This is a genomic window from Streptomyces sp. NPDC047042 (assembly GCF_040644035.1).
GTDB lineage: Bacteria > Actinomycetota > Actinomycetes > Streptomycetales > Streptomycetaceae > Streptomyces.
In genome coordinates this window covers 186,416-209,886 of record NZ_JBEYVP010000011.1, presented here as the reverse complement: position 1 = coordinate 209,886, position 23,471 = coordinate 186,416, and the positions used below count along the sequence as shown (strand labels likewise).

At 70.9% G+C, this 23,471-nt stretch carries 21 protein-coding genes; 12 read left to right on the top strand and 9 right to left on the bottom strand.

Going from position 1 to position 23,471, the window contains the following annotated elements:
* Positions 1-34: 34 nt before the first annotated feature.
* Both ABZ855_RS15360 and ABZ855_RS15355 read left to right on the top strand, forming a co-directional pair.
* On the top strand, positions 35-607 hold the full coding sequence (locus ABZ855_RS15360) for an XRE family transcriptional regulator (RefSeq protein ID WP_319204112.1): 573 nt from the start codon (positions 35-37) through the stop codon (positions 605-607).
* Between the two features lie 44 nt (positions 608-651).
* On the top strand, positions 652-1,209 hold the full coding sequence (locus ABZ855_RS15355; protein ID WP_360806790.1) for a YbaK/EbsC family protein: 558 nt from the start codon (positions 652-654) through the stop codon (positions 1,207-1,209).
* A 27-nt stretch (positions 1,210-1,236) separates the two neighbouring features.
* Here the strand turns inward: ABZ855_RS15355 and ABZ855_RS15350 are convergent, their stop codons facing one another.
* A complete protein-coding gene (locus ABZ855_RS15350) occupies positions 1,237-2,409 on the bottom strand; it encodes a 4-hydroxybenzoate 3-monooxygenase (RefSeq protein ID WP_360806939.1) in 1,173 nt (390 codons plus the stop codon).
* A gap of 177 nt (positions 2,410-2,586) precedes the next feature.
* Between ABZ855_RS15350 and ABZ855_RS15345 the strand changes: the two genes are divergently transcribed.
* Positions 2,587-4,086 (top strand): alginate lyase family protein, encoded by a 1,500-nt coding sequence (locus ABZ855_RS15345; protein ID WP_360806787.1) that lies wholly within the window; start codon positions 2,587-2,589, stop codon positions 4,084-4,086.
* Between the two features lie 27 nt (positions 4,087-4,113).
* On the opposite strand, the gene ABZ855_RS15340 is transcribed toward ABZ855_RS15345, so the two are convergent.
* Complete coding sequence (locus ABZ855_RS15340; RefSeq protein WP_360806784.1) at positions 4,114-4,521, bottom strand: CoA-binding protein; 408 nt, start codon at positions 4,519-4,521, stop codon at positions 4,114-4,116.
* 308 nt (positions 4,522-4,829) lie between these two features.
* On the opposite strand from ABZ855_RS15340, the gene ABZ855_RS15335 reads away from it, so the two are divergent.
* Both ABZ855_RS15335 and ABZ855_RS15330 read left to right on the top strand, forming a co-directional pair.
* Positions 4,830-5,579 carry a hypothetical protein gene (locus ABZ855_RS15335; protein WP_360806781.1) on the top strand — a complete coding sequence of 250 codons (750 nt, stop codon included), beginning with the start codon at positions 4,830-4,832 and terminating at the stop codon, positions 5,577-5,579.
* A gap of 563 nt (positions 5,580-6,142) precedes the next feature.
* Complete coding sequence (locus tag ABZ855_RS15330) at positions 6,143-6,646, top strand: histidine phosphatase family protein (protein WP_360806937.1); 504 nt, start codon at positions 6,143-6,145, stop codon at positions 6,644-6,646.
* A 10-nt stretch (positions 6,647-6,656) separates the two neighbouring features.
* Here ABZ855_RS15330 and ABZ855_RS15325 read toward each other — a convergent pair whose 3' ends face one another.
* Positions 6,657-8,666, bottom strand: a complete 2,010-nt coding sequence (locus ABZ855_RS15325) for an amino acid transporter (RefSeq protein WP_360806778.1) — start codon at positions 8,664-8,666, stop codon at positions 6,657-6,659.
* 153 nt (positions 8,667-8,819) lie between these two features.
* Here ABZ855_RS15325 and ABZ855_RS15320 point away from each other — a divergent pair, with 153 nt between their 5' ends.
* From ABZ855_RS15320 to ABZ855_RS15305, 4 genes are all read left to right on the top strand, one after another.
* Positions 8,820-9,449 carry a YigZ family protein gene (locus ABZ855_RS15320; RefSeq protein ID WP_360806775.1) on the top strand — a complete coding sequence of 210 codons (630 nt, stop codon included), beginning with the start codon at positions 8,820-8,822 and terminating at the stop codon, positions 9,447-9,449.
* Positions 9,450-9,515: 66 nt separating this feature from the next.
* Positions 9,516-10,298, top strand: coding sequence for an aminoglycoside phosphotransferase family protein (locus tag ABZ855_RS15315; protein ID WP_360806772.1), 783 nt, complete (start codon positions 9,516-9,518; stop codon positions 10,296-10,298).
* A 111-nt stretch (positions 10,299-10,409) separates the two neighbouring features.
* Entirely contained in the window at positions 10,410-12,065 is a 1,656-nt protein-coding gene (locus ABZ855_RS15310) for an IclR family transcriptional regulator C-terminal domain-containing protein (RefSeq protein ID WP_360806769.1), read from the top strand.
* A gap of 318 nt (positions 12,066-12,383) precedes the next feature.
* Positions 12,384-13,382, top strand: coding sequence for an alpha/beta hydrolase (locus ABZ855_RS15305; protein ID WP_360806766.1), 999 nt, complete (start codon positions 12,384-12,386; stop codon positions 13,380-13,382).
* An 85-nt stretch (positions 13,383-13,467) separates the two neighbouring features.
* Here the strand turns inward: ABZ855_RS15305 and ABZ855_RS15300 are convergent, their stop codons facing one another.
* Genes ABZ855_RS15300 through ABZ855_RS15285 form a run of 4 tightly spaced genes read right to left on the bottom strand, consistent with a single transcriptional unit; the run spans position 13,468 to position 16,970 of the window.
* Entirely contained in the window at positions 13,468-14,313 is an 846-nt protein-coding gene (locus ABZ855_RS15300; protein WP_360806763.1) for an ABC transporter ATP-binding protein, read from the bottom strand.
* Between the two features lie 14 nt (positions 14,314-14,327).
* On the bottom strand, positions 14,328-15,119 hold the full coding sequence (locus ABZ855_RS15295) for an ABC transporter permease (protein ID WP_360806760.1): 792 nt from the start codon (positions 15,117-15,119) through the stop codon (positions 14,328-14,330).
* A gap of 4 nt (positions 15,120-15,123) precedes the next feature.
* Entirely contained in the window at positions 15,124-15,996 is an 873-nt protein-coding gene (locus tag ABZ855_RS15290; protein WP_360806757.1) for an ABC transporter permease, read from the bottom strand.
* The gene (locus ABZ855_RS15285) at positions 15,993-16,970 is read right to left on the bottom strand and encodes an ABC transporter substrate-binding protein (protein ID WP_360806754.1); all 978 of its coding nucleotides are present in this window, start codon (positions 16,968-16,970) and stop codon (positions 15,993-15,995) included. Before ABZ855_RS15285 ends, ABZ855_RS15290 begins: the two co-directional genes overlap by 4 nt.
* Positions 16,971-17,259: 289 nt before the next feature.
* Here ABZ855_RS15285 and ABZ855_RS15280 point away from each other — a divergent pair, with 289 nt between their 5' ends.
* Both ABZ855_RS15280 and ABZ855_RS15275 read left to right on the top strand, forming a co-directional pair.
* The gene (locus ABZ855_RS15280; protein ID WP_360806751.1) at positions 17,260-18,423 is read left to right on the top strand and encodes an exonuclease SbcCD subunit D; all 1,164 of its coding nucleotides are present in this window, start codon (positions 17,260-17,262) and stop codon (positions 18,421-18,423) included.
* Positions 18,424-18,463: 40 nt separating this feature from the next.
* Positions 18,464-21,448, top strand: a complete 2,985-nt coding sequence (locus tag ABZ855_RS15275; protein WP_360806748.1) for an SMC family ATPase — start codon at positions 18,464-18,466, stop codon at positions 21,446-21,448.
* Between the two features lie 51 nt (positions 21,449-21,499).
* Here the strand turns inward: ABZ855_RS15275 and ABZ855_RS15270 are convergent, their stop codons facing one another.
* Positions 21,500-21,946 carry an Lrp/AsnC family transcriptional regulator gene (locus ABZ855_RS15270; RefSeq protein ID WP_360806745.1) on the bottom strand — a complete coding sequence of 149 codons (447 nt, stop codon included), beginning with the start codon at positions 21,944-21,946 and terminating at the stop codon, positions 21,500-21,502.
* A 138-nt stretch (positions 21,947-22,084) separates the two neighbouring features.
* Between ABZ855_RS15270 and ABZ855_RS15265 the strand changes: the two genes are divergently transcribed.
* Entirely contained in the window at positions 22,085-22,567 is a 483-nt protein-coding gene (locus ABZ855_RS15265; protein WP_360806742.1) for a rhodanese-like domain-containing protein, read from the top strand.
* Between the two features lie 41 nt (positions 22,568-22,608).
* Here the strand turns inward: ABZ855_RS15265 and ABZ855_RS15260 are convergent, their stop codons facing one another.
* Positions 22,609-23,403, bottom strand: coding sequence for an ATP-grasp domain-containing protein (locus tag ABZ855_RS15260; protein ID WP_360806739.1), 795 nt, complete (start codon positions 23,401-23,403; stop codon positions 22,609-22,611).
* Positions 23,404-23,471 lie beyond the last annotated feature (68 nt).

Below are 23,471 nucleotides of genomic sequence, written 5' to 3'. Positions count from 1 at the left end.
GACAAGAGTGGCGGACAAGAATTTGGACGGAACCGTGTCGGACCTCGACCTGCTGACCCAGTCGCTGGCGCGCAGCGTGAAGCGCTGGCGTGCCGAGCGCGGCTTCACCCTGGAGACGCTCGCCGCCCGTGCCGGGGTCAGCCGCGGAATGCTCATCCAGATCGAGCAGGCCCGCACCAATCCCAGCCTCGGCACGGTCGTGAAGATCGGTGACGCGCTCGGCGTCAGCATCACCACCCTCCTCGAGCACGAACAGGGCCCCAAGGTCCGCATCGTCCCCGCCGACCAGGCCGTACGGCTGTGGCACACCGACGCCGGCAGCTTCAACCGGCTCCTCGCGGGCACCGAGGCCCCCGGCCCGCTGGAGCTGTGGGACTGGCACCTCATGCCCGGCGACACCAGCCTGTCCGACCCGCACCCCCCGGGCACGTTCGAGATCCTCCACGTGACGGCGGGCGAACTGACGCTCACGGTCGACGGGGTCGAACACCGCGTCCCGGCGGGCGCGAGCGCCACCTTCGCGGCCGACGTCCCCCACACGTACGGCAACGACGGCGCCGAACCGATGGAGATGATGATGTCGGTGTCCGTCCCGCCGGTGAGCTGAGCCGCCCGGCCGGGACCCCGGCGCACGGCTGTTAGCGTGCCGTCATGCGCGCGCCCATCGGAGACTTCGACACCGCCACTCCCGCCCCCGACTGCCTCGGCGAACTCGTCGGCCCGGTCGCCGACGCCGTACGCGGCTGGACCGGTACCGTGCCCGCCGACCAGATTGTGTACGTGGACACCGACCCGCAGTGGGCCGACACCGCCGTCTTCGTCGAGCACTACGGCCGGGAACTGCTCGAACAGTCGGCGAACTGCGTCGTCGTGGCCGGCAAGCGCGGCGGCGAGACCACCCTTGCCGCGTGTCTCGTCCTGTCCACCACCCGGGTCGATGTGAACGGCGTGGTGCGCCGCCGACTCGGCGCCCGCAAGGCCTCGTTCGCGCCGATGGACACGGCCGTCGGGGAGACCGGGATGGAGTACGGAGGCATCACTCCGCTCGGACTCCCGGACTCCTGGCCCCTGTTGGTCGACGCGGCCGTCGTGGACCTGCCCTGGGTGCTGGTCGGCAGCGGGCGGCGGCGCGGCAAGCTGCTGGTGCCCGGGAAGGCGTTCGCCGAACTCCCGGGCGCGGTGGTGGTGGACGGACTGGGCGTCGACTGAGACCGGCGGGACAGTTGGTGGCCGGGGTCAGTGGTCGGCGTCCCTGCCGATGTAGACGTCGGCGAACGCGGCTGCGGCGGCGGGGGAGTTGAGGATGCGGCGGAGCCGGGCCAGAGAGGCGCCGGAGCGGAACGGATCGCTCGAGGACGCGCCGTGGTAGATGTCCGACAGCCACAGCGAGAACTCCTGGTACTGCCAGACGCGCCGTAGACACGCCTCCGAGTAGCCGTTCAGGCCGGCCGGATCGCCGTTCGTGAGGTAGGTGACGAGTCCGTCGCCGAGCAGGAAGGCGTCCGCCAGGGCGAGGTTCATGCCCTTCGCGGCGATGGGGGCGGTGAGATGGGCCGCGTCGCCGGCCAGGAACAGCCGCCCGAACTGCATGGGTTCCACCACGTAGTTGTGCATGTCGAGGACGCGCTTCTCGATCAGCCGCCCCTCGTTGAGCGGAGGCGCCCCCAACGCGTCGAGCCGCTGGTGGAGTTCGGCCCAGACACGGTCGTCCGGCCAGTTCTCCGGGTCGTCACCGGGCGGGCATTCCAGGTAGTAGCGGGTGACTTCGGGGCCCCGGGCCATGTGCCCGGCGAAGCCTCGCGGGTGGATGCCGAACATCACGCAGTCGTTGGACGGCGGCGCCTCGGCGAGCAGGGCCAGCCAGCCGATGCCGTAGTCGTGCCGCGCGATCCGGACGTGGGCCGCCGGTATCGCCGTCCGGGTCACTCCCCGGGCGCCGTCGCATCCGGCGATGAACTCTCCCTGTACGTACTCCCGTTGGCCTGTCTCCGCTGAGACGTACGACACCGCGGGCCGGTCGGTGTCCAGGTCGTGCACGAGGACGTCCCGCACGCCGAACCGGATGTCGCCGCCCCGTACGTCCGCGTACTCCCGCACCAGGTCCGTCACCAACAGCGGCTGGGGATAGGCGAAGTGGCGGTGGCCCGACAGTTCGGCGTACTCGAAGCGATGGCGTCGGCCGCCGAACCGGAACTCGCACCTCGTGTGCGTACCGGCCCGCTCGAGCAACGCGTCGGCCAGGCCCCGCTGTTGGAGTGCGTGCACCGCCCACTCCTCGATGAAGCCGGCCCGGGGGTGCTGCTCGATGAACTCCCGGCTCTCCGTCTCCAGCACCACACAGTCGATACCGGCGGCCCGCAGGATGTTCCCGACGGTGAGCCCGGCGGGCCCGGCGCCCACTATCACCACCGGAAAGGCCTGCGCTGACGGGGAGTTGGGCGTGAAGCCGGGGGGAGGTGAGGCGAAAGTCACCCGAGCATTATGTCGGGCCGCGCCGACGGCACGACCCGCACTTTTCGTTATCGGCGACCCCGGTGTTCGTCTCCTCTCCGTCCCCCCTCCCATCCCCCCGCAAGGACCGAAGCTTTGAACACACGGATCAGCCGTCGCGGCTTGCTGAAGTTCACCGGCGCGACTGCGGGCGCCGTCACCATCGGTACGACCCTCGCCGCCCCACAGGCCACGGCGGCGGGCACGAGCCTCGTACACCCGGGCATGCTGCACACCCGGGCGGATCTGGACCGGATGGCGAAGAAGGTGAAGGCCGGCGCGACGCCGTACACGGCGGGCTTCGCGCGGCTGACCGCCAACCGGCACGCACAGAGCGGCTGGACGGCCAACCCGCAGACCACGGTCTACCGCGGCGCGGGCTCACCGCAGAACTACGCGATCCTCTACAACGACATCCACGCGGCCTACCAGAACGCCCTGCGCTGGCATGTCAGCGGTGAGAGCGCGTACGGGGACACCGCAGTGGCGATCCTCAACGCCTGGTCGGCGAAACTGACCGGTCTGGCGGGCTCGGCCGACCGGTTCCTCGCGGCGGGCCTGTACGGCTACCAGTTCGCCAACGCGGCCGAACTCGTCCGCGACCACGCCGACTTCGACCTCGCCCGCTTCCAGCGGATGATGCTGGACGTCTTCCATCCGCTCAGCGAGGACTTCCTGGCGAACCACAACGGTGCCGTCATCTCCAACTACTGGGCAAACTGGGACCTCACGGCCATCGCCTGCGTCCTGGCCATCGGCATCCTGTGCGACGACCGCGCCAAGATCGACCGCGCCGTCGAGTACTTCAAGCACGGCGCCGGCATGGGCTCGGTCAGGAACGCCATCCCGGTCGTGTACGACGACCAGGGGCTCGGCGAATGGATCGAGGCGGGCCGCGACCAGGGCCACGCCCTGCTCGGCGTCGGCCTGATGGGGACTGTCTGCGAGATGGCCTGGAACCAGGGCATCGACCTGTACGGCTACGACGACAGCCGTTTTCTCAAGGGCGCCCAGTACGTGGCGAAGTGGAGCATGGGCGGCGAGGTGCCGTACACGGCCAACACCCGCAGGAAGGGCGCGGTGGGCGGCTGGTCGGGCAGCGAGAGCGCGAACCGGGCCGCGGCCGTCGACCCGGGGATGACCCGGCCCATCTGGGCCATGATCGCCAACCACTACACCGAGCGCCGGGGACTGTCCGCGACCTATCTGACCCGAATCGCCGCCCAGGCGTCCCCCGAGGGCGGCGGGGGTGACTACGGCCCCAACAGCGGCGGATACGACCAACTGGGCTTCGGGACACTGGCGTTCACGCGGGACAGGCACAGCGAGACGGCCCCGGTGGTGGTAAGCCCGAGCCCGAGCCCGACTCCGACTGCCGGCGCGGAGAGCACGGCCGTCAGTGGGTCAGGCGGAACGCCCTCGCCCCGGGCGACCGGTCAGGGCGACGAGGCCGGCAAGGTCGGCACGGGCGAGGATCTCGCAGCCAGCGGCGCCACCGACATCGTCGCCTGGACCGCCGCGACCGGAATCACCGCGCTGGCGGGCGGTCTTCTGCTGCTGCGCCGGCGGGGCCGGTCCGATGGGCCCGCACAGTGAGGCTGACGGTGCGTGGCTGGTCGCGGGTCAGCCGAGGCGGGGCAGCTCGATGGCCGGGCAGCGGTCCATGACCATGTCGAGCCCGGCGGCGCGGGTGCGGTCGTAGGCGGCCTCGTCGATGACGTCGAGCTGGTACCAGACGGCCTTGGCGCCGATGGCGGCGGCCTCGTCGGCGATCGGGCCCGCGAGGCCGCTGTTGACGAACACGTCGACGACGTCGACATCGAAGGGGATGTCGGCCAGCGAGGCGTAACCCTGCTCGCCGTGGACCGTCTCCGCCTTCGGATGGACGGGGACGATCCGCTTGCCGTGCCGCTGGAGAACCTCGGCCACGCGGTACGCGGCCCGCTGGGGGTTGGAGGACAGCCCCACGATGGCCCAGGTGTCGCCGAGCTCGGTAAGGATCTTGCGGACCGTAACTGGGTCGCCGTACACGCCCGGCCTCCTAGGAATTCGTACGCTCGCAGTCGCAGCAGTGGCTGTTGTGCGCGACAACAGTGACGGGCCTGAGGTGATTCCCGCGCTGCGGTCGGCGAGGAGTATCGGGCGGTGACACCCGGCAAATGGCGGGGCAGCCCCGTCAGGGGCGCCCGTCAGGGGCGCGGGGAACTGCGCGCCAAGCCCCCACCGGCCGGGAGCCAAACAAACCACCCCGCCGTCAGGGGTGCGGGGAACTGCGCGACCACCTCGCCCGACCCGAGCAATAACAACCCCCCAGCCCAGCGGAGCGTACCCTCGGCACCGTGCTCCGCATCCTCGACGCCCGAACCAACGAGCCCAAGGTCGCCGCCCCGGCCCGCCGCACCCTGACCCGGGTCGAGGCGTACGCCCCCCGCTTCGACCCCACCGCCCTGCGCGTGCTCCTGGTCGCCGACGTCCTCATCCGTGCCCTCGAAGTCGGCGGCACCCCTGTCTGGCCCGTACTGACCGGCGGCGAGCAGGTGGCCGAACTCCGGGCGGCCGCGGCCGCTCTGGGCATCAGGCCCTTCGAGGACCGCGGCGATGTAGGACCGGAGTTCGCAGGCGCCCAGCTGATCGAGGTAATGAGCGGCGACGAGGGAACAACCGACGGCATCCGCCTCGCCGTCGCCCCCGCCGACTCCCCACCCGGTCCTCCGACCGACTCCGAGACCGCGCCCACGCCCGGCGACATCGACCCCGCCACCCTCCGCCTCGCCCTCCTCACCCGCCCCCGCTCCGAGACCGTCCGTCTGACCCCGGAGACGCTGGCCGACGCGGGAAGCGAACTCGCGCACTGGCGCCACTCGGTCGCGGTGTGGGCCGCGCAACCGTCCCGCCCGGTGCCCGAAGCCGTACGCCAGGATCTGCGCGCCGCGTGGGAGGACGACCTCGACGTCCCCGCCGTACTGGACGTCCTGCGACGCGTCGAGACCCTCGACGGCATGCCGGACGGCGCCCGCTTCGAGACGTACGCCTACGCCGACCGCATCCTCGGCCTCGAACTCACCCGCGAGATCGGATCGCTGACGTGACGCCCCCTCACGGCACGACGCACACCGACACCGACCAGCCCGACGCGACCCAGCCCAGCGCGCCCCATGACAGCGCGGGCCACTACGGCGTGACCCAGCCCGGCGCGACCCAGACCAGCGCAGGCTGGCCCAGCGCGGCCCACGACAGCGCGGGCCAGCACCGCGCGTCTCAACACCGCGCGTCTCAGCCCGGCGCAGGCCGGCTCGGCGCGGCCCAGCCCGATGCGGCCCACGACAGCGCGGGTCACTACCGCCCGACCCAGCCCAGCGCGCCCCAGCCCGGCGCAGGTCGGCTCGGCGTGACCCAGCCCAGCGCAGGCCGGCCCAGCGCGGCCCACGACAGCGCCGGCCACTACCGCCCGACCCAGCCCGACGCACCCCAGCCCAGCGCGGCCCACGACAGCGCCGGCCACTACCGCCCGACCCAGCCCGACGCACCCCAGCCCAGCGCAGGCCGGCCCAGCGTGGCCCACCGTGGCCCCAGCCACTACCGCCCGACCCAGCCCGGCGCGACCCACCACAGCGCCGGCCAACCCGGCGCCACCCCCCTTCGTCGCCTCGTCGTGCTGCGGCACGCCAAGTCGGCCTGGCCTGTGGGTGTCGACGACCACGAGCGGCCCCTCGGGGCGCGTGGTCTGCGGGACGCCCCGGCCGTCGGGCGTGCCCTCGTCGAGGCCGGCTGTCTGCCCGACCTCGTCCTGTGCTCGACCGCCGAACGCGCCCGCCGTACCTGGGAGTTGGCTGCGGCCGAGTGGGGCACCCCACCGCCGGTCCGGCCGGAGTCGAGGCTGTACGGCGCCGACGTACCGGAGTTGCTGGATCTCGTGCACGAAGTCCCGCCCGCCGTCGGGACGTTGCTGCTGGTCGGACACAACCCCGGCCTGGAGGAACTGGTGCTGGAGCTGGCCGGGGACTCGCTCGACGGCGCGCTGGACGACGTACGGACGAAGTTCCCGACCTCCGCGATCGCCGTCCTGGCCTGGCACGGCGACGGCTGGCCCGACCTCGCGCCCGGCACGGCCCTGCTCACGAGCCTGATCGTGCCGCGCGGGCGCACGCCCCGCTGAACCGCCCCGGTCAGCCCACGTGAACGCGTGGGCGCCGGTCGAGGTCCGGTTCGGCGCGGCGGAGGACCTCGCGGGTCACCGGGGCGACCTCCCCGTGGCCGAAGATCAGGAAGCGGACCAGGTGGCTGAAGGGGTTGCCCTCCGTCCAGTTGAAGTAGGCGTGCGGGACCTGGCCGGTGCGGTCGCGCAGCTGCATGAGCACCGCCGCGATGGTGTTCGGCACGGTCGCACCCTCGACGCGCAGTCGCCGGGCGCCGTGCTTCTCGTCACCGTGCACGGCGAGATCGGCCGTGAAGTCGGAGGAGTCCCGCACGAACACCTCGAGGAACAGCACGGGACGGCCGTCCGGGATATGGGTCTCCTCGCGCTGGCTCTGCTCCTTGGCGCGGTACTCCCGGGTGCTGTGCTCCTGGGGCTCGTTGGCGACAAGGAGAAGCGGGCCGCCGGCCGCCGCCTCGTCGATGATGCGGACCGCTGCCTCGTCGAACGTCACTTCCGCGGCCCGCAGTTCGAAGGCGCGGCGCACCCGGGAGGCGAACGACGTCACGAGGATCGCCACGATGAAGATCAGCGCGATCTTGATGCCGTCGGGCCGTTCGATCACGTTCGTGACCAGTGTGTAGGCGAACACGGCGGTGATCGCGCCGAAACCGGTCGTCGCGGCCCGATGGCCGCGCTTGTGCACGGCCACCGCCGACGCGAACGACGCGGACAGCATCAGCACCAGCACACCCGTCGCGTACGCACCGCTCTGGTCGTCGACGTTCGCGTTGAACCACAGCGTGATGAACACGGCCGCCGCCATGAACACCAGCACCAACGGCCGGACGGCCCGCGTCCATTCGGGCGCCATGCCGTAGCGCGGCAGATAGCGCGGTACGAGGTTCAGCAGACCGGCGAGCGCGGAGGCCCCCGCGAACCAGAGGATCGCGATCGTCGAGACGTCGTAGACCGTGCCGAATGCCTCGCCGAGGTGCTGGTGCGCGAGATAGGCGAGCGCGCGCCCGTTCGCCGGCCCGCCGCTCTCGAAGTCGGACTGCGGGATCAGGATCGTCGTCGCCAGACTGGACAGCAGCAGAAAGCAGCTCATGATCACGGCGGCGGTGGTGAGCAGCTTGCGGGTCTCGCGGATCCGCCCCTCGGGGCGTTCGTAGGTGTCGCTCTCGTCTCCCTTGACCTGCGGCATCACCGCCACCCCCGTCTCGAAGCCGGACATGCCGAGCGCGAGCTTCGGGAAGACGAGCAGTGCCACTCCGATCATCGCTATCGGCGAGGAGTGCTCCGCGGTCATCGCGTCGGTCCAGTCACCGATCCTCACGGGGTGGCTCAGCACCTCCCAGGCGGAGACGGCGAGGACGACCACATTGAGGGTGAGATAGGCGCCCACGAGCACCACGGCGATACCGATGGCCTCCTTGAACCCCTTCAGGAACACCGCGCCCAGCCCGAGGACCAGGACGAGCGTGATCCACACGTTCCCGCCGTGCATCCAGTGCGGAGCGAAAGGATTCTCCACGACATGCGCGGAGGCGTCCGCCGCCGACAGTGTGATCGTGATCATGAAGTCGGTGGCCGCGAACCCGAGCAGCACCAGGACGAAGATCTTCCCCGACCACCACGGCAGCAGCCGCTCCAGCATGGCGATCGACCCCTCGCCGTGCGGACTCTCCCGCGCGACCCGGCGATAGACAGGCAGCGCGCCGAGCAGGGTCAGCGCGATCAGTACGAGGGTGGCGAGCGGCGAGAGCAGACCGGCCGCGAGGGCGGCGATGCCCGGCTGATAGCCGAGCGTCGAGAAGTAGTCGACGCCGGTCAGACACATGACCCGCCACCACGTGTGACCCCGGTGGTCCTCGGCCGGAGTCGCGTGCGGCCCCGGATGCCGGGCCGGCCGCTCGGTCAGCCCCTCCAGCAGCCAGGCACGCCAGCGGGGCACGGACGGCACGGACGGCCCGGACACGGAGGGCCCCCGGCCCGCGGGCCCGGTGCTGTCCACGCGATCCATCTCGACGCCGGTCATGCGGTGTTCTCCTCGAGTCTTCTTGGGGTCTTCTTTGCGCGCTGATTGCTTCTTTTACTTCTTTGTTTACTTCTCTGTGCATTCGGCCCGGCCTGCGGGCTTTTGGCAACGAGGAGTGAGTATCCACCACGCCCGCGCCCGTAGGGTGGCCGGATGCCCGACGAGTACCGCACAGTCGCCCACGCGGGCGTGCACGAGACCGAGGTCAACCGTTCGCGCTTCCTGTGCGCCCTCGCCCCCGCCGCCACCGAGCAGGAGGCCCAGGAGTTCATCGCCGCCGTCCGCAAGGAGCATCCGGACGCCACCCACAACTGCTTCGCGTACGTCATCGGCGCCGACGCCTCCGTGCAGCGGGCGAGTGACGACGGCGAACCGGGCGGCACCGCCGGAGTCCCCATGCTCCAGATGCTGCTGCGCCGGGACACGCGGTACGTCGTCGCCGTCGTCACCCGCTACTACGGCGGCGTCAAACTGGGCGCCGGCGGCCTGATCCGGGCGTACGGAGGAGCGGTCGGCGAGGCCCTCGACGCACTCGGCACCCGCACCCGCCGCCGTTTCCGGCTGGCCACCGTGACCGTCGACCACCAGCGGGCCGGAAAGGTCCAGAACGACCTGCGCTCGACGGGCCGCGAGGTGCGCGACGTGCGCTACGGGGAGGCCGTCACGATCGAGATCGGCCTGCCGGACGCCGATGTGGCGGCGTTCCAGGCCTGGTTGGCGGACGTGACGGCGGGGACGGCCGGATTCGAACTCGGCGGAGAGGCGTACGGGGACGTCTCCTGAGCGTCCCCCTCTGACGGTCCCCTTTAATGGGGTGATCATGACGGGCTGATCCGACACACTGGTTCGATGCGTCACGATGATGAACAGCCGTTGTCCGGTGGCAACGTCAGTGATGGTGTCGTTCGCGTCGGGGACACCGTTCGCCGTCCGGCCGGACCCTGGACTCCCGCTGTGCATGCCCTGCTCGGGCACCTCCACGAGGTGGGATTCGGCGCGGCGCCTCGTCCGCTCGGCATGGACGATCAGGGGCGTGAGGTCCTGACCTTCATGCCGGGAGACGTGATCTGGCCCGACCGGTTCTCGCTGCTGCAACCCGATCGCCAACTGGCCCGCGTGGCACGGCTGATCCGGGACTTCCACGACGCCGTGCAGGACTTCACGCCGCCCTCCGACGCACGGTGGCAGACCCTGATCCCCCCTGAGGGCAGTGACATCATCGCCCACCACGACCTGGCCCCCTGGAACCTTGTGGTCGGAGGGGAGGCGCAATGGGCCTTCATCGACTGGGACACCGCAGGTCCCGGCTCGCGCCTGTGGGATGTCGCGTACGCCATTCACGGGTTCCTCCCGCTGTCCGCGCATCCGGACTGGCAGAGCCCGGACGCGGCGGACCGGCTGCGAGTCTTCGCCGATGCCTACGGTCTGGCCGAGTCCGAGCGTCGTCAGTTGGTCCCTCTGCTGGGGCGCCGTACGCGTTCCATGCACGACTTCCTGCGCGACCAGGCAGCCCAAGGAACCCAGCCCTGGGCAAGGCTGTGGGCCGAAGGGCACGGCGACGCCTGGCGAAACGACGCCGAGTACATCGAGCAACGCGAAGAGGAGTGGATGCAGGCTCTGCTCGCAGGCTGAGGCAGCAGGGCCCGTGCCTGGCTCCCGGCCTCGAATCCGCTCTTCTGCTCCTTGACGGTGGCCCCGTCGACGCCCGATGTACCGTGGCCTGCACGGAAGCAAGGAGAGAGCATGGCGGCCGAGGTCGTAGCCCGGGGGGTGGACGAGCTCGTAACGGAGCATGCGCCTGCCGAGGTGGTCGGTCCGCTGATGCGTGGGATCGCCGTCCTCAGGGCGCTGACAGACGCGGGCGGGCGAGAGGACTTGCAGCAACTCGCCCATCGCACGAGCCTGCCCCGGGCCACTCTCGACCGCATCACGAGCACCTTGGACGCTCTGGGCTACCTCCGTATCGAGGGACGCGAGGTGATGCTGGCACCCCCGTTGATGGAAGTGGGCAATGCCTACCTGTCCGCCGTGCGAATTCCCGAGCTCCTCGGGCCCCACGCCGACGCTCTGGCCGAGGAACTGGACGAGGGCGTCACGTTGACCGTCCCGGACCGGCACGGCGCCCACTTCGTCCACTCGTCCAAGCGGGACCGGCGGATGGGTATCGTCTGCACGATCGGCGACCGGATGCCGCTCGACGCTTCGGCGCCCGGCGCTCTGCTGGCCGCCACCTGGAGCACTGAGGAGTGGGAACGGCATCAGGCGGAGCACAACTGCGTGCGAGGGCCGGAGCACGCTCAGGCGTGTACGAATGATCTTCGCGAACGTGCCGCCGCCGCCGGCTCCGCCGGGTGGTCCCTCGACGACCAGTGGCTGGAACCGGGCCTGATCGCCTTCGGCGTCCCCGTCCACGGTCCCGACGGAGACCTCCTCTGCGTGGTGAACGTCGTCAGCCTCATCGGGCGCTTTCCGAGCGCCGAAGCCCTGGCGCGGGCCGCACTGCCGGCCGCCCGCCGTGCCGCGGCGGACATGGAGCGCGAACTGGGCGCACAGGAACCGGTGTCACGTTCCGAACCCCCGGGCAGGCGGGGGGAGAACACCAGGACTCTCACGACCGGCCGCGATTTCGTCGAATCCCTCGCCCGCGGCCTGAGCGTGCTGACAGCCTTCGGTGAGGGCCGCCCCGCCCTCAAGAGCTCCGATGTCGCTCGTATCACCGGTCTGCCGCGTGCCACCGCGCGGCGGGCTCTCATCACCCTGGAGCACCTCGGCTACCTCACGAACCGGGGAGGGCTGTACCGTCCGGGCGCCGCGATCCTCTCCCTCGGCTACGCCCCGCTGTCGCGTCTGACACTGTCGCAACTGGCCCAGCCCCATCTGACGGAGCTGTCCCGTCGGCTCTCGGACTCTGTCTCGATGTCAGTGCTTTCCGGCTCGGAGATCGTCTACGTCGCCCGCGCCGCCACCGTCCGTCTGGTGACGGTCGACGCCTCCGTGGGCACCCGCCTGCCCGCCTACGCCACCTCCATAGGCCGGGTCCTGCTCGCCGACGTTCCCAGAGACGAATGTGCCGTACTGCTCGCCGCCTCGCCCCTCGCACGGCTCACCCCGAACACGGTGACGGAAGTCGACGAACTTCTCCGGCTTCTCGAGAGGACGGCCGACTGCGGCTACGCCCTGGTCGACGAGGAACTCGAGGTCGGTCTGCGCTCGATGGCCGTACCCGTGCGCGGCAAGGACGGCGAAGTGCTGGCCGCGATCAACGTGGCCATGCACCCCAGCCGGCGCACCATCGCCGAGTGCTTCGAGCAGGTCCTGCCCGGCCTCCTCGCAACGGCTGAAGCGGTCGAGGGCGATCTCTCCGCCGTCCCCAACTCCGGTCGTCTCCAACTGACCTGAGGCTCCCTTCTTCACCATTGACACCGACCGCGCGTCGGTCCCACACTCATGCACACCGTACAGCGAAATCAATTTCGCCAGGCGAACATCAGGCGGTGGGGGTCTCACGCAGTCGGCCCCTTCAGCCCGCATTTCGGATTCGCACCTCTTGCCAGGCGAAACGTCTGTACGCCCGCCCGCCGTCACCCGCCGCTCCGTCGGCTCCGCGACGGCATCTGCCGACTGCGCCCCACTCGAAGAGGAGTGAACATGAGGTTCCGGCGTCTACTACCAGCCGTGCCGAGGAGCCGCGTTCTGCTGGCACTCGCAGGAGGGATCATGGCGGTGGCGATGACCGCCGCATCCGGATTCGCGACCCCGTCCACGCATGCGACGGGGGTGAATATCACCAAGGACGTCGCCTACGCGCCTGCCCAGCCGGCCGACAGCCAGGGTCACCTGTTGGACCTCTATGTCCCGCAGTCGTCGCGGCCGGTACCGCTGGTGATCTTCTCCGCCGGCTCGGCGTGGATGGCCGACAACGGCCGGCAAGGGGCCGACAAGGTCGCTGCCGAGCTCAACCCGCACGGGTTCGCGGTCGCGGGTGTGTCGATCCGTTCCAGCTCGCAGGCCAAGTTCCCGGCCCAGCTCTATGACATCAAGGGCGCCATCCGGTGGCTGCGCGCGCACGCGAAGACCTACAACCTCGACCCCAAGCGCTTCGCGATCATGGGTGACTCCTCCGGCGGCTGGACGACGGCGATGGCCGGGGTCACCGGGAACATTCCGGCGCTGGAGGGCGATGTCGGTGTACGCGGTCCCTCGAGCGCGGTTCAGGCGGCCCTGCCGTTCTACCCGCCGACCGACTTCTCGCAGATGGACGCGCACATGCTGGACAACTGCACGTTCTTCAACACCGTCCTGGGACTCACCGGCTGCCATGAGGACGCGCGTTCGCCCGAGTCGCTGTTGCTCGGCTGCCCCATCAACGACTGCCCGGACAAGGTCGCGGCCGCGAACCCGCTGACCTACGTCGGCAGGCACACCGCACCCCCGTTCCTGATCTTCCACGGCGAGCAGGATCCTCTGGTGCCCTATCACCAGGGCCGGCTGCTCCGCGACGCCCTGGCCTCCGCAGGCGACGAGGTGCGTTTCGTTTCCTTCCCGCACGCCGGCCACGGCCCGCTCTTCGACATGCTGAGCGACCCCGACACCCGCAAGGACGCCTACGAGGAGACCACGTGGGACGGTCACACCACACCGCCTCGTCCGGTGACCCCGTCCTGGCAGACCATCGTCACCTTCCTTGAGGCCCAACTGCGCCCCAGCGCACGCTAGAACGGCCGACGGCCGCCACCGGTCAATGTGGCCGGTGGCGGCCGCCGAGGTGACGCCCGTGGCCGTTCAGGCGATCGGCCGGATGTCAGGATTCCGACCGCTGCAGGCGAAGGTCCTGGGGGAGGTCCTCGCTGGGGGCCACCGGCGCTGCGCCGGCGTCCCCGGGACCGTGCTTGGCCTTCTGGATCTGTTCGTAGACGTGGGCGCGCAGTTCGGCGAAGCGGGGGCTGGAGCGGGTGTGCAACTGGTCGCGTTCGTCGGGGAGGTCGATGGTGAGGTCCTCCTGTACGACGGTCGGCGACTTGGACAGGATGATGGTGCGCTGGCCGAGGTAGACCGCCTCGTCGATGTCGTGGGTGACGAACAGGACGGTGACGCCGAGTTCGCGCCACAGGCGGCGGATGAGGTCCTCGAGTTCGGCGCGGGTCTGGGCGTCGACTGCGGCGAAGGGCTCGTCCATGAGCAGCACCTTCGGTTCGAAGGCGACGGCGCGGGCGATGGCGACGCGCTGCTGCATTCCTCCGGAGAGCTGCCAGGGGTAGGCCTGGTGGGCGTCGGCCAGGCCGACCACCTCCAGCGCGTGGTCCACGAGTTCCTGTGTCCTGGCCTTGCCGAGCTTCTTGTTGCGCAGGGGCAGGGCGACGTTGTCGCGGACGTTCATCCAGGCGAACAGGGAGCGGCCGTACTCCTGGAAGACCACCGCCATGCCGGGCGGGGGCCCGGTGACCGGGCTGCCGTCCAGGCGCACCTCGCCGCCGGTGGGGGTCAGCAGTCCGGCCATGCACTTCAGCAGGGTGGTCTTGCCGCATCCCGACGGGCCCACCAGGCAGACGAGTTCACCGGCACCGATGTGAAAGGTCAGGTCCCGCAGGGCCTCGACGTTGCGGTTCCGTCCGGTGTAGATCTTCTGCAGGTTGCGTACGTCGAGCATCGCTCGTCTCCTTGTCAGGGGTTGCGCTGGGCGCGGCGCAGGCCGTGGTACCAGGCCAGGACCCGGTTCTCGGCGAGCCGGAAGAGCAGCGACAGGGCGAATCCGAGCAGGCCGAGCAGCAGTACGCCGCTCCACATCTCGGGGATGGCGAAGGTGCGCTGGAACTGCACGATGGTGAAGCCGAGGCCGTTGCTGGCGGCGAACATCTCGCTGATGACCATGAGGATGATCGCGATGGACAGCGACTGCCGCATGCCGGTGACGATCTGCGGGCTGGCCGAGCGCAGCGTCAGGTGCCACAGACGGGAGGGGCCGGTGATGCCGTAGGAGCGGCAGGTGTCGCTGAGCACCTCGTCGACGGCGCGTACGCCCTCGACGGTGTTGAGCAGGATCGGCCATACGCAGCCGCTGACGATGACGATCACCTTCATGGTGTCGCCGATGCCCGCGAACAGCATGATCACCGGTACCAGCACGGGAGGCGGAATGGCCCGGAAGAGCTCCAGGACCGGCTCCAGGACGTCCCGCACGACGCGGCTCGTGCCGACCACCAGTCCGAGGCCGACTCCGATGACAACGGCCAGTAGGTAACCGGTGGTCAAGCGGACCAGGCTGGGCACCACGTCCGAGGCCAGCCGCTCACCCGTCCAGACCTCCGGGAACTTCTGCAGGATGGTGGACAGCGGCGGGACGTAGAAGTCCGTGCTGCCGGCCGTGGCGAACCACCACACACTGAACAGCGTCAGTGGCAGGCCGAGGACCAGCACGGCCCGTCGGGCCATATTGAGGACAGATGTCCGGATCATCCGACTACCCCTCCCTGCGCACGGATTGATGCCAGTGCAGCGTCCGGCGCTCCACGGCCCGTGCCACCAGATTGATGGCGATTCCCAGCAGTCCGGTGACCAGGACCAGGGCGTAGACGTCGGGCACGGCACCGGAGGTCTGGGCGACGGCGATCTGGTTGCCCAGGCCCGGCGCGCCGATGACGAGTTCCGCGGTGATCGCCAGGACCAGGGCCACGGTGGCGGCAAGCCGCACACCCGTCATCACATACGGCAGCGCGGTGGGCCACATGACGTGGCGCACCCGCCCCCAGGTCCCCATCCGGTAGCTGCGGGCGGTGTCCTCGGCGACCGGGTCGACGTCCTGCATCCCGGCCAGCACCTGGACGATCACCTGCCAGAAGGAGGCGTACACCACCAGCAGCAGTTTCGACCGCAGGTCCGTGCCGTACAGCAGCACCGCGAGCGGGATCAGGGCGACCGACGGGATGGGCCGCAGGAACTCGATGGTCGAGGCGGTGGCCGCCCGCAGCAGGGGCACCGACCCGATCACGATGCCGGCTGCCACGCCCGCCACGACGGAGATGGCCAGCCCGATGCCCCACCCGGTCAGGGTGTCGCCGAGAGCGGTCCAGAACGCTTCCTGACCGAGCAGACGCCACAGAGCCCGGCCCATCTCGGACGCGGGCGGGAGGTAGTCGGCGGAGACCAGACCGGTGTGCGGCAGCACCTCGAGCAGGACCGCCAGCCCCACCAGGCCGGTTGCACCGCGCAGCGGGGTGGCGGCCTTCTCCCGGATGCGCCGCTTGTGGCCGGACCCGGGCCCGCCGGGACCGACATCGGTCCCGGCGGCGCCGGCGGTCTTCGGCAGCACAGGAGTGCTTCCGCGACCGCTCATGAGAACAGGGCGTTCAGATCGGGCTTCTTGTCGCCGAAGATGCCGTCCTTCTCGCCGAGGGAGGCCAGCTTCTCCAGGGACGCCATGTCGTACTGCGCCGGCCAGTTCGGCAGCGTCAGGCTCTTCAGCACGTCGCCGCTGATCTTGGTGTAGGTGGTGAGCGTCTGGCGCGCTTCGTCGGGGTGGTCGGAGGCGTACTTCAGCGACTCGGTCATCGCCTCGGTGAACTTCTTCACCAGGTCGGGGTTCTCCTTCGTCAGCTTGGTGGAGGCGAAGTAGGTCGCGACGGTGAGCTTGGGATCGGTGTCGGCGAACGGCGACGCCACGACACGGGCGCCCTGGCTCTTGGCGATGGCCAGTGCGGGCTCGGCCATCCAGGCGGCGTCGACCTGGCCGCCGTCCAGCGCGGCCGGCATCTGGTCGAACGGCATCTCGACGAACTTGACCTTCGAGGGATCGCCGCCGTCCTTGCGCACCGTCTCGCGGACCGTGGTGTCACCGATGTTCTGCAGGGTGTTGACCGCCACCGTCTTTCCGGCGAGGTCCTTGGCGGACTTGATCGAGCTGTCCTTCTTGACGGCCACCCCGGTGAGGTCCTTGCCGGCGACACCGGTGGTGGCGGCACCGTTGACCACGGACTTGACCGGCACCCCCTTGCTCTGGGCGATCATCAACGAGGTGACATTGCTGAACCCGAACTGGAACTGGCCGCTCACGACACCAGGGATGATCGCGGCTCCACCTTGGGCCGTCACCATCTCCAGCTTGATACCGCGACTGCTGAAGAACCCCTTCTTCTCCCCCAGGTACAGCGGCGCCACATCGACGATGGGGATGACTCCTACCTTGACCTGTGTGGTCTTACTCCCGTCCGAGGGCGACGCCCCGCCGGTCGATGAAGACGAGGATCCGCATCCGGTCGCGACCGCGACCGTCACCACCGCTGCGGCAAACCCAAACGTGCGCCTTCTCATGGCCCCTCCTGGCGAGACTGATTGTGCGCAGTGCGAAATCTTGTCCGCGTACCGAACAAGACGTGCGGAGGCTATGGCCCCGCCCGGGGTGCGTCAATAGGTGGCGTACAGGTAGCCCGGCCGGACAACAACGGCCACCTGACGTCAGATGCCGGTGGCAGACTGAGGCCCGTGATGGACCAGGTACTGACAGGCGTTAGCGTGGTCGGTGCCGAAAGCGGGAACCGCGCTGGTTCGTTGCTGGGTCCAGGGGCGAAGTAGGGGGAAACATGCAGGTCGGAGTAGTGTCTTGAGGCTTCTGCACACGTCCGACTGGCATCTCGGCCGCGCCTTCCACCGGGTGAACATGCTTGAGGCGCAGGCCGAGTTCATCGGCCGACTCGTCTCCGTCGCGCGAGAACGCGAGGTGGACGCGGTGGTCGTGTCGGGCGATGTGTACGACCGGGCGGTACCCCCGCTGGCCGCGGTCGAGCTCTTCGACGACGCGCTGCACCGGCTCGCCGACCTCGGGGTGCCGACGGTGATGATCTCCGGCAACCACGACTCGGCCCGCCGCCTCGGTGTCGGCGCCGGCCTCATCGACCGGGCCGGCATCCATCTGCGCACGGTCCCGTCTGCCGCCGGCACCCCCGTCGTGCTCCGGGACGCCTTCGGCGACGTCGCCTTCTACGGTCTGCCCTATCTCGAACCGGCCCTGGTGAAGGACGAGTTCGGGGTGGAGAAGGCACACCACGAGAGTGTCCTCGCGGCCGCCATGGACCGGGTCCGCGCCGACCTCGCCACCCGCGCGCGGGACACGCGCTCCGTCGTCCTCGCCCACGCCTTCGTCACCGGCGGCGAGGCCAGCGACAGCGAACGGGACATCACCGTCGGAGGGGTCGCCGCCGTGCCCTCCGGGGTGTTCGACGGCGTCGACTATGTGGCGCTGGGTCATCTGCACGGCTGCCAGACCATCACCGAGCGCGTGCGCTACTCGGGCTCCCCGCTGCCGTACTCCTTCTCGGAGGCCGACCACCGCAAGAGCATGTGGCTGATCGACCTGGCGGGCGACGGCTCGCTCACCTCGGAGCGCGTCGACTGCCCGGTGCCACGCCCACTCGCCCGTATCCGGGGGGAGTTGAACGAACTGCTCGCCGATCCCGGCCTCGCCCGTCACCAGGACGCCTGGGTCGAGGCCACCCTCACCGACGCGGTGCGCCCCGCCGACCCCATGGCCCGGCTCATGGAACGGTTCCCGCACACCCTCGCCCTCGCCTTCGATCCGCAGCGCACACCGGGCGACCCGGACGTGACCTACGCACGGCGCCTGGCGGGGCGCGACGACCAGGAGATCGCGGAGGACTTCGTCCTGCATGTGCGGGGCGCGGGAGCGGACGAGCACGAACGGGCCGTCCTGCGGGACGCGTTCGACGCGGTGCGGGCGGACGAGACGGTACGGGAGGTGGCCCGGTGAGGCGCGCTCACAGGAGTACGGACTACACAGAGGGCGCCCGGTGAGGCTGCACCGGCTGGACATCACGGCCTTCGGGCCCTTCGGCGGCGCCCAGCGGGTCGACTTCGGCGAGCTGTCCGCCGCCGGCCTCTTCCTCCTGCACGGTCCGACGGGCGCGGGCAAGACCTCGGTCCTGGACGCCGTCTGCTACGCGCTGTACGGTTCGGTGCCCGGCGCCCGCCAGGGCGGCTCGCTGCGCAGCGACCACGCCGAGCCAGGCACCCGCACCGAGGTCACCCTCGAACTCACCGTCGCGGGACGCCGACTGGAACTGACCCGGCAGCCGCCCTGGGAGCGCCCCAAGAAGCGCGGCGCGGGCACGACACTGGACAAGGCCCAGAGCTGGCTGCGCGAGTACGACGCTGCCGCCGGTGCCTGGAAGGACCTCAGCCGCTCCCACCAGGAGATCGGCGAGGAGATCACCCAGCTGCTCGGGATGAGCCGCGAGCAGTTCTGCCAGGTCGTGCTGCTTCCCCAGGGCGACTTCGCGCGCTTTCTGCGGGCCGACGCCGAGGCCCGGGGCAAGCTGCTCGGCCGCCTCTTCGACACGCATCGCTTCGCCGAGGTCGAGAAACGCCTCGCGGACCGCAGGCGAGCCGCCGAGGCCGAAGTGCGCACCGGGGACGCGGAGTTGCTGGCCGACGCGCACCGTATGCAGCAGGCCGCCGGTGACGCCATGGAGCTGCCCGGCCTCACACCGGGCGAACCGGGGCTGGCCGAGACCATCATGGGCGCCGCCGCCGTCGCCCGCTGCACCGCGCGTGAGCTGCTCACCATCGCCCACTGCGCCCGCACCGCCGCCGAGTCCGCGCAGGCCGCCGCCGACACGGCACTGGCCGACGTACGCGAAACGGCGCGGTTGCAGCGCCGGTTCGCCGAGGCACGGGAGCGCGCCGGGCGGCTGGAGGAGCGGGCGGACGCGCACCGGGCGGACCGGACGCGGATGGAGCGGGCCCGCAAGGCCGAGGCGGTGGCGCCCGCGCTGGAGCTGCGGGAGATCGCCGAGACCGAGCACCGGCGCGCGGCCGACGCCGAGACCTCCACGCGTGCCCTGCTGCCGGACACCTTCGCGGACGCGGGCGCCGCCGGACTGGCCGCCGCCGCACGCCGGGCCGCCGAGGAGCTGGGCGGCCTCGAATCCGCCCGCCGCGCGGAACAGCGGCTGGGCCGGCTCGTCGCCGAACGTGCCGACCTGGACCGTCAGGAGCGCGCCGACGAGGACGTCCTGCACGACGCCGAGAACTGGCTCGGCGAGTGGGAGGCGACCCGGGCGGCCCTGCAGACCCGGATCGAGTCGGCGCAGGAGGCCGCCACCAGGGCCGAACAGCTCGCCGTCCAGCGGGAACCCGCCCAGAGCCGGCTCGGGGCCGCCCGCCAGCGGGACACGCTCGCCCGGGACACGGACGAGGCGCAGACACACGTACTGGCGGCGCGCGAGCGGGCCACGGAGGCCAAGGCCCACTGGCTCGACCTCAAGGAACAGCGTCTGGCCGGCATCGCCGCCGAGCTGGCCGAGAGCCTGGCCGACGGCGAACCCTGCGCCGTCTGCGGAGCCACCGAACACCCGGCGCCCGCACGGAAGATCGCCGGGCACATCGACCGGGAGGCGGAGGAACGGGCGCTGGCCGACTACCAGCGGGCCGACGAGCGGCGCGCCGAGAACGAACGCCGTCTGGGCGTCGTACGCGAGGCACTGGCGGCTGCCACCGCCGAGGCCGGTGACACGCCGACCGAGCAACTCGCCCAGCGGGCCGAGGAGTTGGAGCGGCGGTACGAGGAGGCCCGCCGGGGTGCCTCCGGGCTGCACGCCGCGCACGAGGAGCTGCGCCGGGCCGAGCAGGAGCGCGAGCGCCGTACCGCCGCTCAGCAGGAGGCGGCGCTCAGGACGGCGTCCAGGGGCGCCCGCCGGGACACCCTCGAGCGTGAACGGGCCACGCTGGAGGAGGAGTTGACGCAGGCCCGGGGCGACGCCGAGAGCGTGGCCGTGCGGGCCGCGCAGCTGGAACGCCGGACCGCGCTGCTCACCGAGGCCGCCGAGGCCGCGCGCGCCGCCGAGGACACCGCCCAGCGTCTCAAGGACGCCGACGCCCGCCTCGCCGACGCCGCCTACCGCGCCGGGTTCGACACACCGCGCGCGGCGGCGGACGCCCTGCTGGACGACGCGGCGCACCGGGAACTCCAACGGCGCCTGGACGAACGGCAGTCCGAGGAGGCCGCCGTCCGGGCCGCCCTCGCCGAGCCCGAGACCATGGCCGCCGCTCAGCGGCCGCCCGCCGACCTCGCGGGCGCCGAGCAGGCCGCCTCGGCCGCCGCCCGGCGACTTCGCGAGGCGGCCTCCGCGCGCGACGCCGCCGTGAGCCGCTGCACCGAACTCGACCGGCTGTCCGCGCGGTCGATCGCGGCGGTCAGGCGGCTCGCGCCGCTGCGGGCCGCCCACGACCGGGTGGCCCGCCTCGCCACCCTCACCGCCGGCACGTCGGCCGACAACGAACGCAGGATGCGGCTCGAGTCGTACGTTCTCGCGGCCCGTCTGGAACAGGTGGCCGCCGCCGCGACGGCACGGCTGCGGCGCATGTCGTCCGGGCGCTACACCCTCGTCCACTCCGACGACCGGGCCGGACGGGGGCGCAGTGGCCTCGGCCTGCATGTCGTCGACGCCTGGACCGGCCGCGAACGGGACACGGCGACCCTGTCCGGCGGCGAGACGTTCTTCGCCTCCCTCGCCCTCGCGCTGGGCCTGGCGGACGTCGTCACGGACGAGGCCGGCGGGGTCCGTCTCGACACCCTCTTCATCGACGAGGGCTTCGGCAGCCTCGACGACCAGACACTCGACGAGGTCCTCGACGTCCTCGACTCGCTGCGCGAACGAGACCGCAGCGTCGGCATCGTCAGTCATGTGCCGGACCTGCGCCGCCGGATCCACGCCCAGCTCGAGGTGGTGAAGGGAAGATCGGGGTCGGTGGTGCGACAGCGGGCCGGTGAGTGAGCCCGGCGGCCGGACCGCCGGCCGGACCGCCGGTCGGTGGCCCTCAGCCGCTCACTGGCCGACCGGGCGGCGGGGGAGCGGCGAGGAGTAGACGACGCTCGTCGTCACCGACCCCAGCGCGCCGATCTTGCCCGACACCTCCTCCAGATGCCGCATCGAACGGGCGACGACCTTGATGACGAAGCAGTCGTCGCCCGTCACGTGATGCGTCTCCAGGATCTCGGGCGTCACGGCGACCAGATCGTGGAACGGCTTGTAGTTGCCGTTCGGGTATCTGAGCCGCACGAAGGCGAGGATCGGCATTCCGACCCGTTCCGGGTCGACGACCGCCGCGTACCCCTGGATGACGCCGGCCTCCTCCAGCCGCCGCACCCGCTCGGTGACCGCGCTCGGGGACATCGCGACGGCACGCGCCAGCTCGGCGAAACTGGCGCGGCCGTCGCGCTGGAGGACATCGAGAATGCGCCAGTCGGTGGCGTCCGGGGAAAACGTGCTCATGCCCGAGCAATAGCAGGGGAATCCCCGGCCGATCAAGGGAAAGGGCGTGGATCACACCTTCAGGTGAGTGATCATCGGCCGTAGATTTCTGCCCACGGAGGGCTCGACCCGGGCCCCGCACCTGTGAAAGGCCGGCTCATGAGCGTCAGCACGCCCCTCACCAACCCTGTCCTGCGTGTCCCCCCGGCCTCCCCGGCCGAGGCCGCCGCCTACTTCGGTGCGAGCCTCGCCTTCCACGCCGACGTCTCCGACGTGGCCGCCGCGCTCGCCGCCGACGGCGACCCCGGTTTCGTCGTCATCGACACGCGGTCCACCGAGTCCTGGGACCAGGGGCACATCCCGGGCGCCCTCCACCTGCCCACGGCCCTGATCCCCGAGCAGGCCGCCCGGCTGCTGGACAAGTCGGTACCGGTGGTGACGTACTGCTGGGGCCCCGGCTGCAACGGGGCGACCCGCGCCGCCCTCGCCCTCGCCCAACTCGGCTACCAGGTCAAGGAGATGCTCGGCGGCTTCGAGTACTGGGCGCGCGAGGGCTTCGAGTTCGAGACCTGGGAGGGCCGCGAGCGCCGCGCCACCGACGCGCTGACGGCCCCGGTGGACGCGGCGGACTGCGGCTGCTGAAGCAAACACCGACCGGAGATCCGCCCGCTGTTCAACCAGCCCTAGTCCCACACGACTTCGGGCAGCGGACGCAGAAAGGCACGGTCCGCCGGGCCGAACTCCCCTTCAGGGCGGGCCGCGCGCAGGACGACATCGAGGGCGGCATCCGGATCGCACGCGTAATGCCCGCTCGCCCAGGCGGAGTTGGCCTCGACGACGACCCACTCCGAGCCCTCCGACAGCAGACCGACGTCCACGACGACGGCACTCGGCAGGTCGAGGGAGGACAGCTGCTCCGCGAAGGCCAGCACCTCCGCCCGCCGGGGGTCCCCGTCGAGCGGGGCGACATCCAGGTCGCCGTCCGTCAAGTACCGGCTGCCGGTGCGGACTTCACCGTCGAGCAGGAACAGCCGGTACTCCACGGCGAACGTCACGATGTCGCTCACCAGCACCGGCGTACCGTCGTCGACCGCGTCGGGACCGGGCAGTCGGCTCCCGTCCGGATAGACGCGCGCGGGAAAGCTCTTGTCGTTGGGCGGCTTCACGAAAGCGGGACGGCGCAGCTGCCTGGCCTCGGCGACGGTGCTGAACTCGATCTCCCTGCCGGTGAGTTCGTACGGCAGCCGGGCCAGCCAGTCCGGCGCCGCCTCGAGCAGCCCGAGGCCCAGCTCGGCGCCCACCGCGTCCGCGAAGAGAGGCCCGGCGTAGAGCGAGGCTCCCTCGACGGCTCGCCACTCGTCGGGCACGCGCCACTCGCGCAGGGCCTCGACACGCATGGCGCGTCGGCGGGCCGCGTCGGCCAGTGCGTATCCGGTCGCGGTGGCACGGGGGGAGAGGAACAGAGTTCGGGCGTTCATGGAAAAAGAGGGTGGCCCATGGGCCGGTCGTGGGACAGCGAATTTACGGGCGCGCACAGCGTGTAGGT

What these genes read in the sequence shown, in the direction of transcription:
- ABZ855_RS15355 (WP_360806790.1), top strand. Translation starts at nt 652, where the DNA reads ATGCGCGCGCCCATCGGAGACTTCGACACCGCCACTCCCGCCCCCGAC.
- ABZ855_RS15325 (WP_360806778.1), bottom strand. Translation starts at nt 8,666, where the DNA reads ATGACCGGCGTCGAGATGGATCGCGTGGACAGCACCGGGCCCGCGGGC.
- ABZ855_RS15320 (WP_360806775.1), top strand. Translation starts at nt 8,820, where the DNA reads ATGCCCGACGAGTACCGCACAGTCGCCCACGCGGGCGTGCACGAGACC.
- ABZ855_RS15315 (WP_360806772.1), top strand. Translation starts at nt 9,516, where the DNA reads ATGCGTCACGATGATGAACAGCCGTTGTCCGGTGGCAACGTCAGTGAT.
- ABZ855_RS15310 (WP_360806769.1), top strand. Translation starts at nt 10,410, where the DNA reads ATGGCGGCCGAGGTCGTAGCCCGGGGGGTGGACGAGCTCGTAACGGAG.
- ABZ855_RS15305 (WP_360806766.1), top strand. Translation starts at nt 12,384, where the DNA reads ATGGCGGTGGCGATGACCGCCGCATCCGGATTCGCGACCCCGTCCACG.
- ABZ855_RS15300 (WP_360806763.1), bottom strand. Translation starts at nt 14,313, where the DNA reads ATGCTCGACGTACGCAACCTGCAGAAGATCTACACCGGACGGAACCGC.
- ABZ855_RS15295 (WP_360806760.1), bottom strand. Translation starts at nt 15,119, where the DNA reads ATGATCCGGACATCTGTCCTCAATATGGCCCGACGGGCCGTGCTGGTC.
- ABZ855_RS15290 (WP_360806757.1), bottom strand. Translation starts at nt 15,996, where the DNA reads ATGAGCGGTCGCGGAAGCACTCCTGTGCTGCCGAAGACCGCCGGCGCC.
- ABZ855_RS15285 (WP_360806754.1), bottom strand. Translation starts at nt 16,970, where the DNA reads ATGAGAAGGCGCACGTTTGGGTTTGCCGCAGCGGTGGTGACGGTCGCG.
- ABZ855_RS15270 (WP_360806745.1), bottom strand. Translation starts at nt 21,946, where the DNA reads ATGAGCACGTTTTCCCCGGACGCCACCGACTGGCGCATTCTCGATGTC.
- ABZ855_RS15265 (WP_360806742.1), top strand. Translation starts at nt 22,085, where the DNA reads ATGAGCGTCAGCACGCCCCTCACCAACCCTGTCCTGCGTGTCCCCCCG.
- ABZ855_RS15260 (WP_360806739.1), bottom strand. Translation starts at nt 23,403, where the DNA reads ATGAACGCCCGAACTCTGTTCCTCTCCCCCCGTGCCACCGCGACCGGA.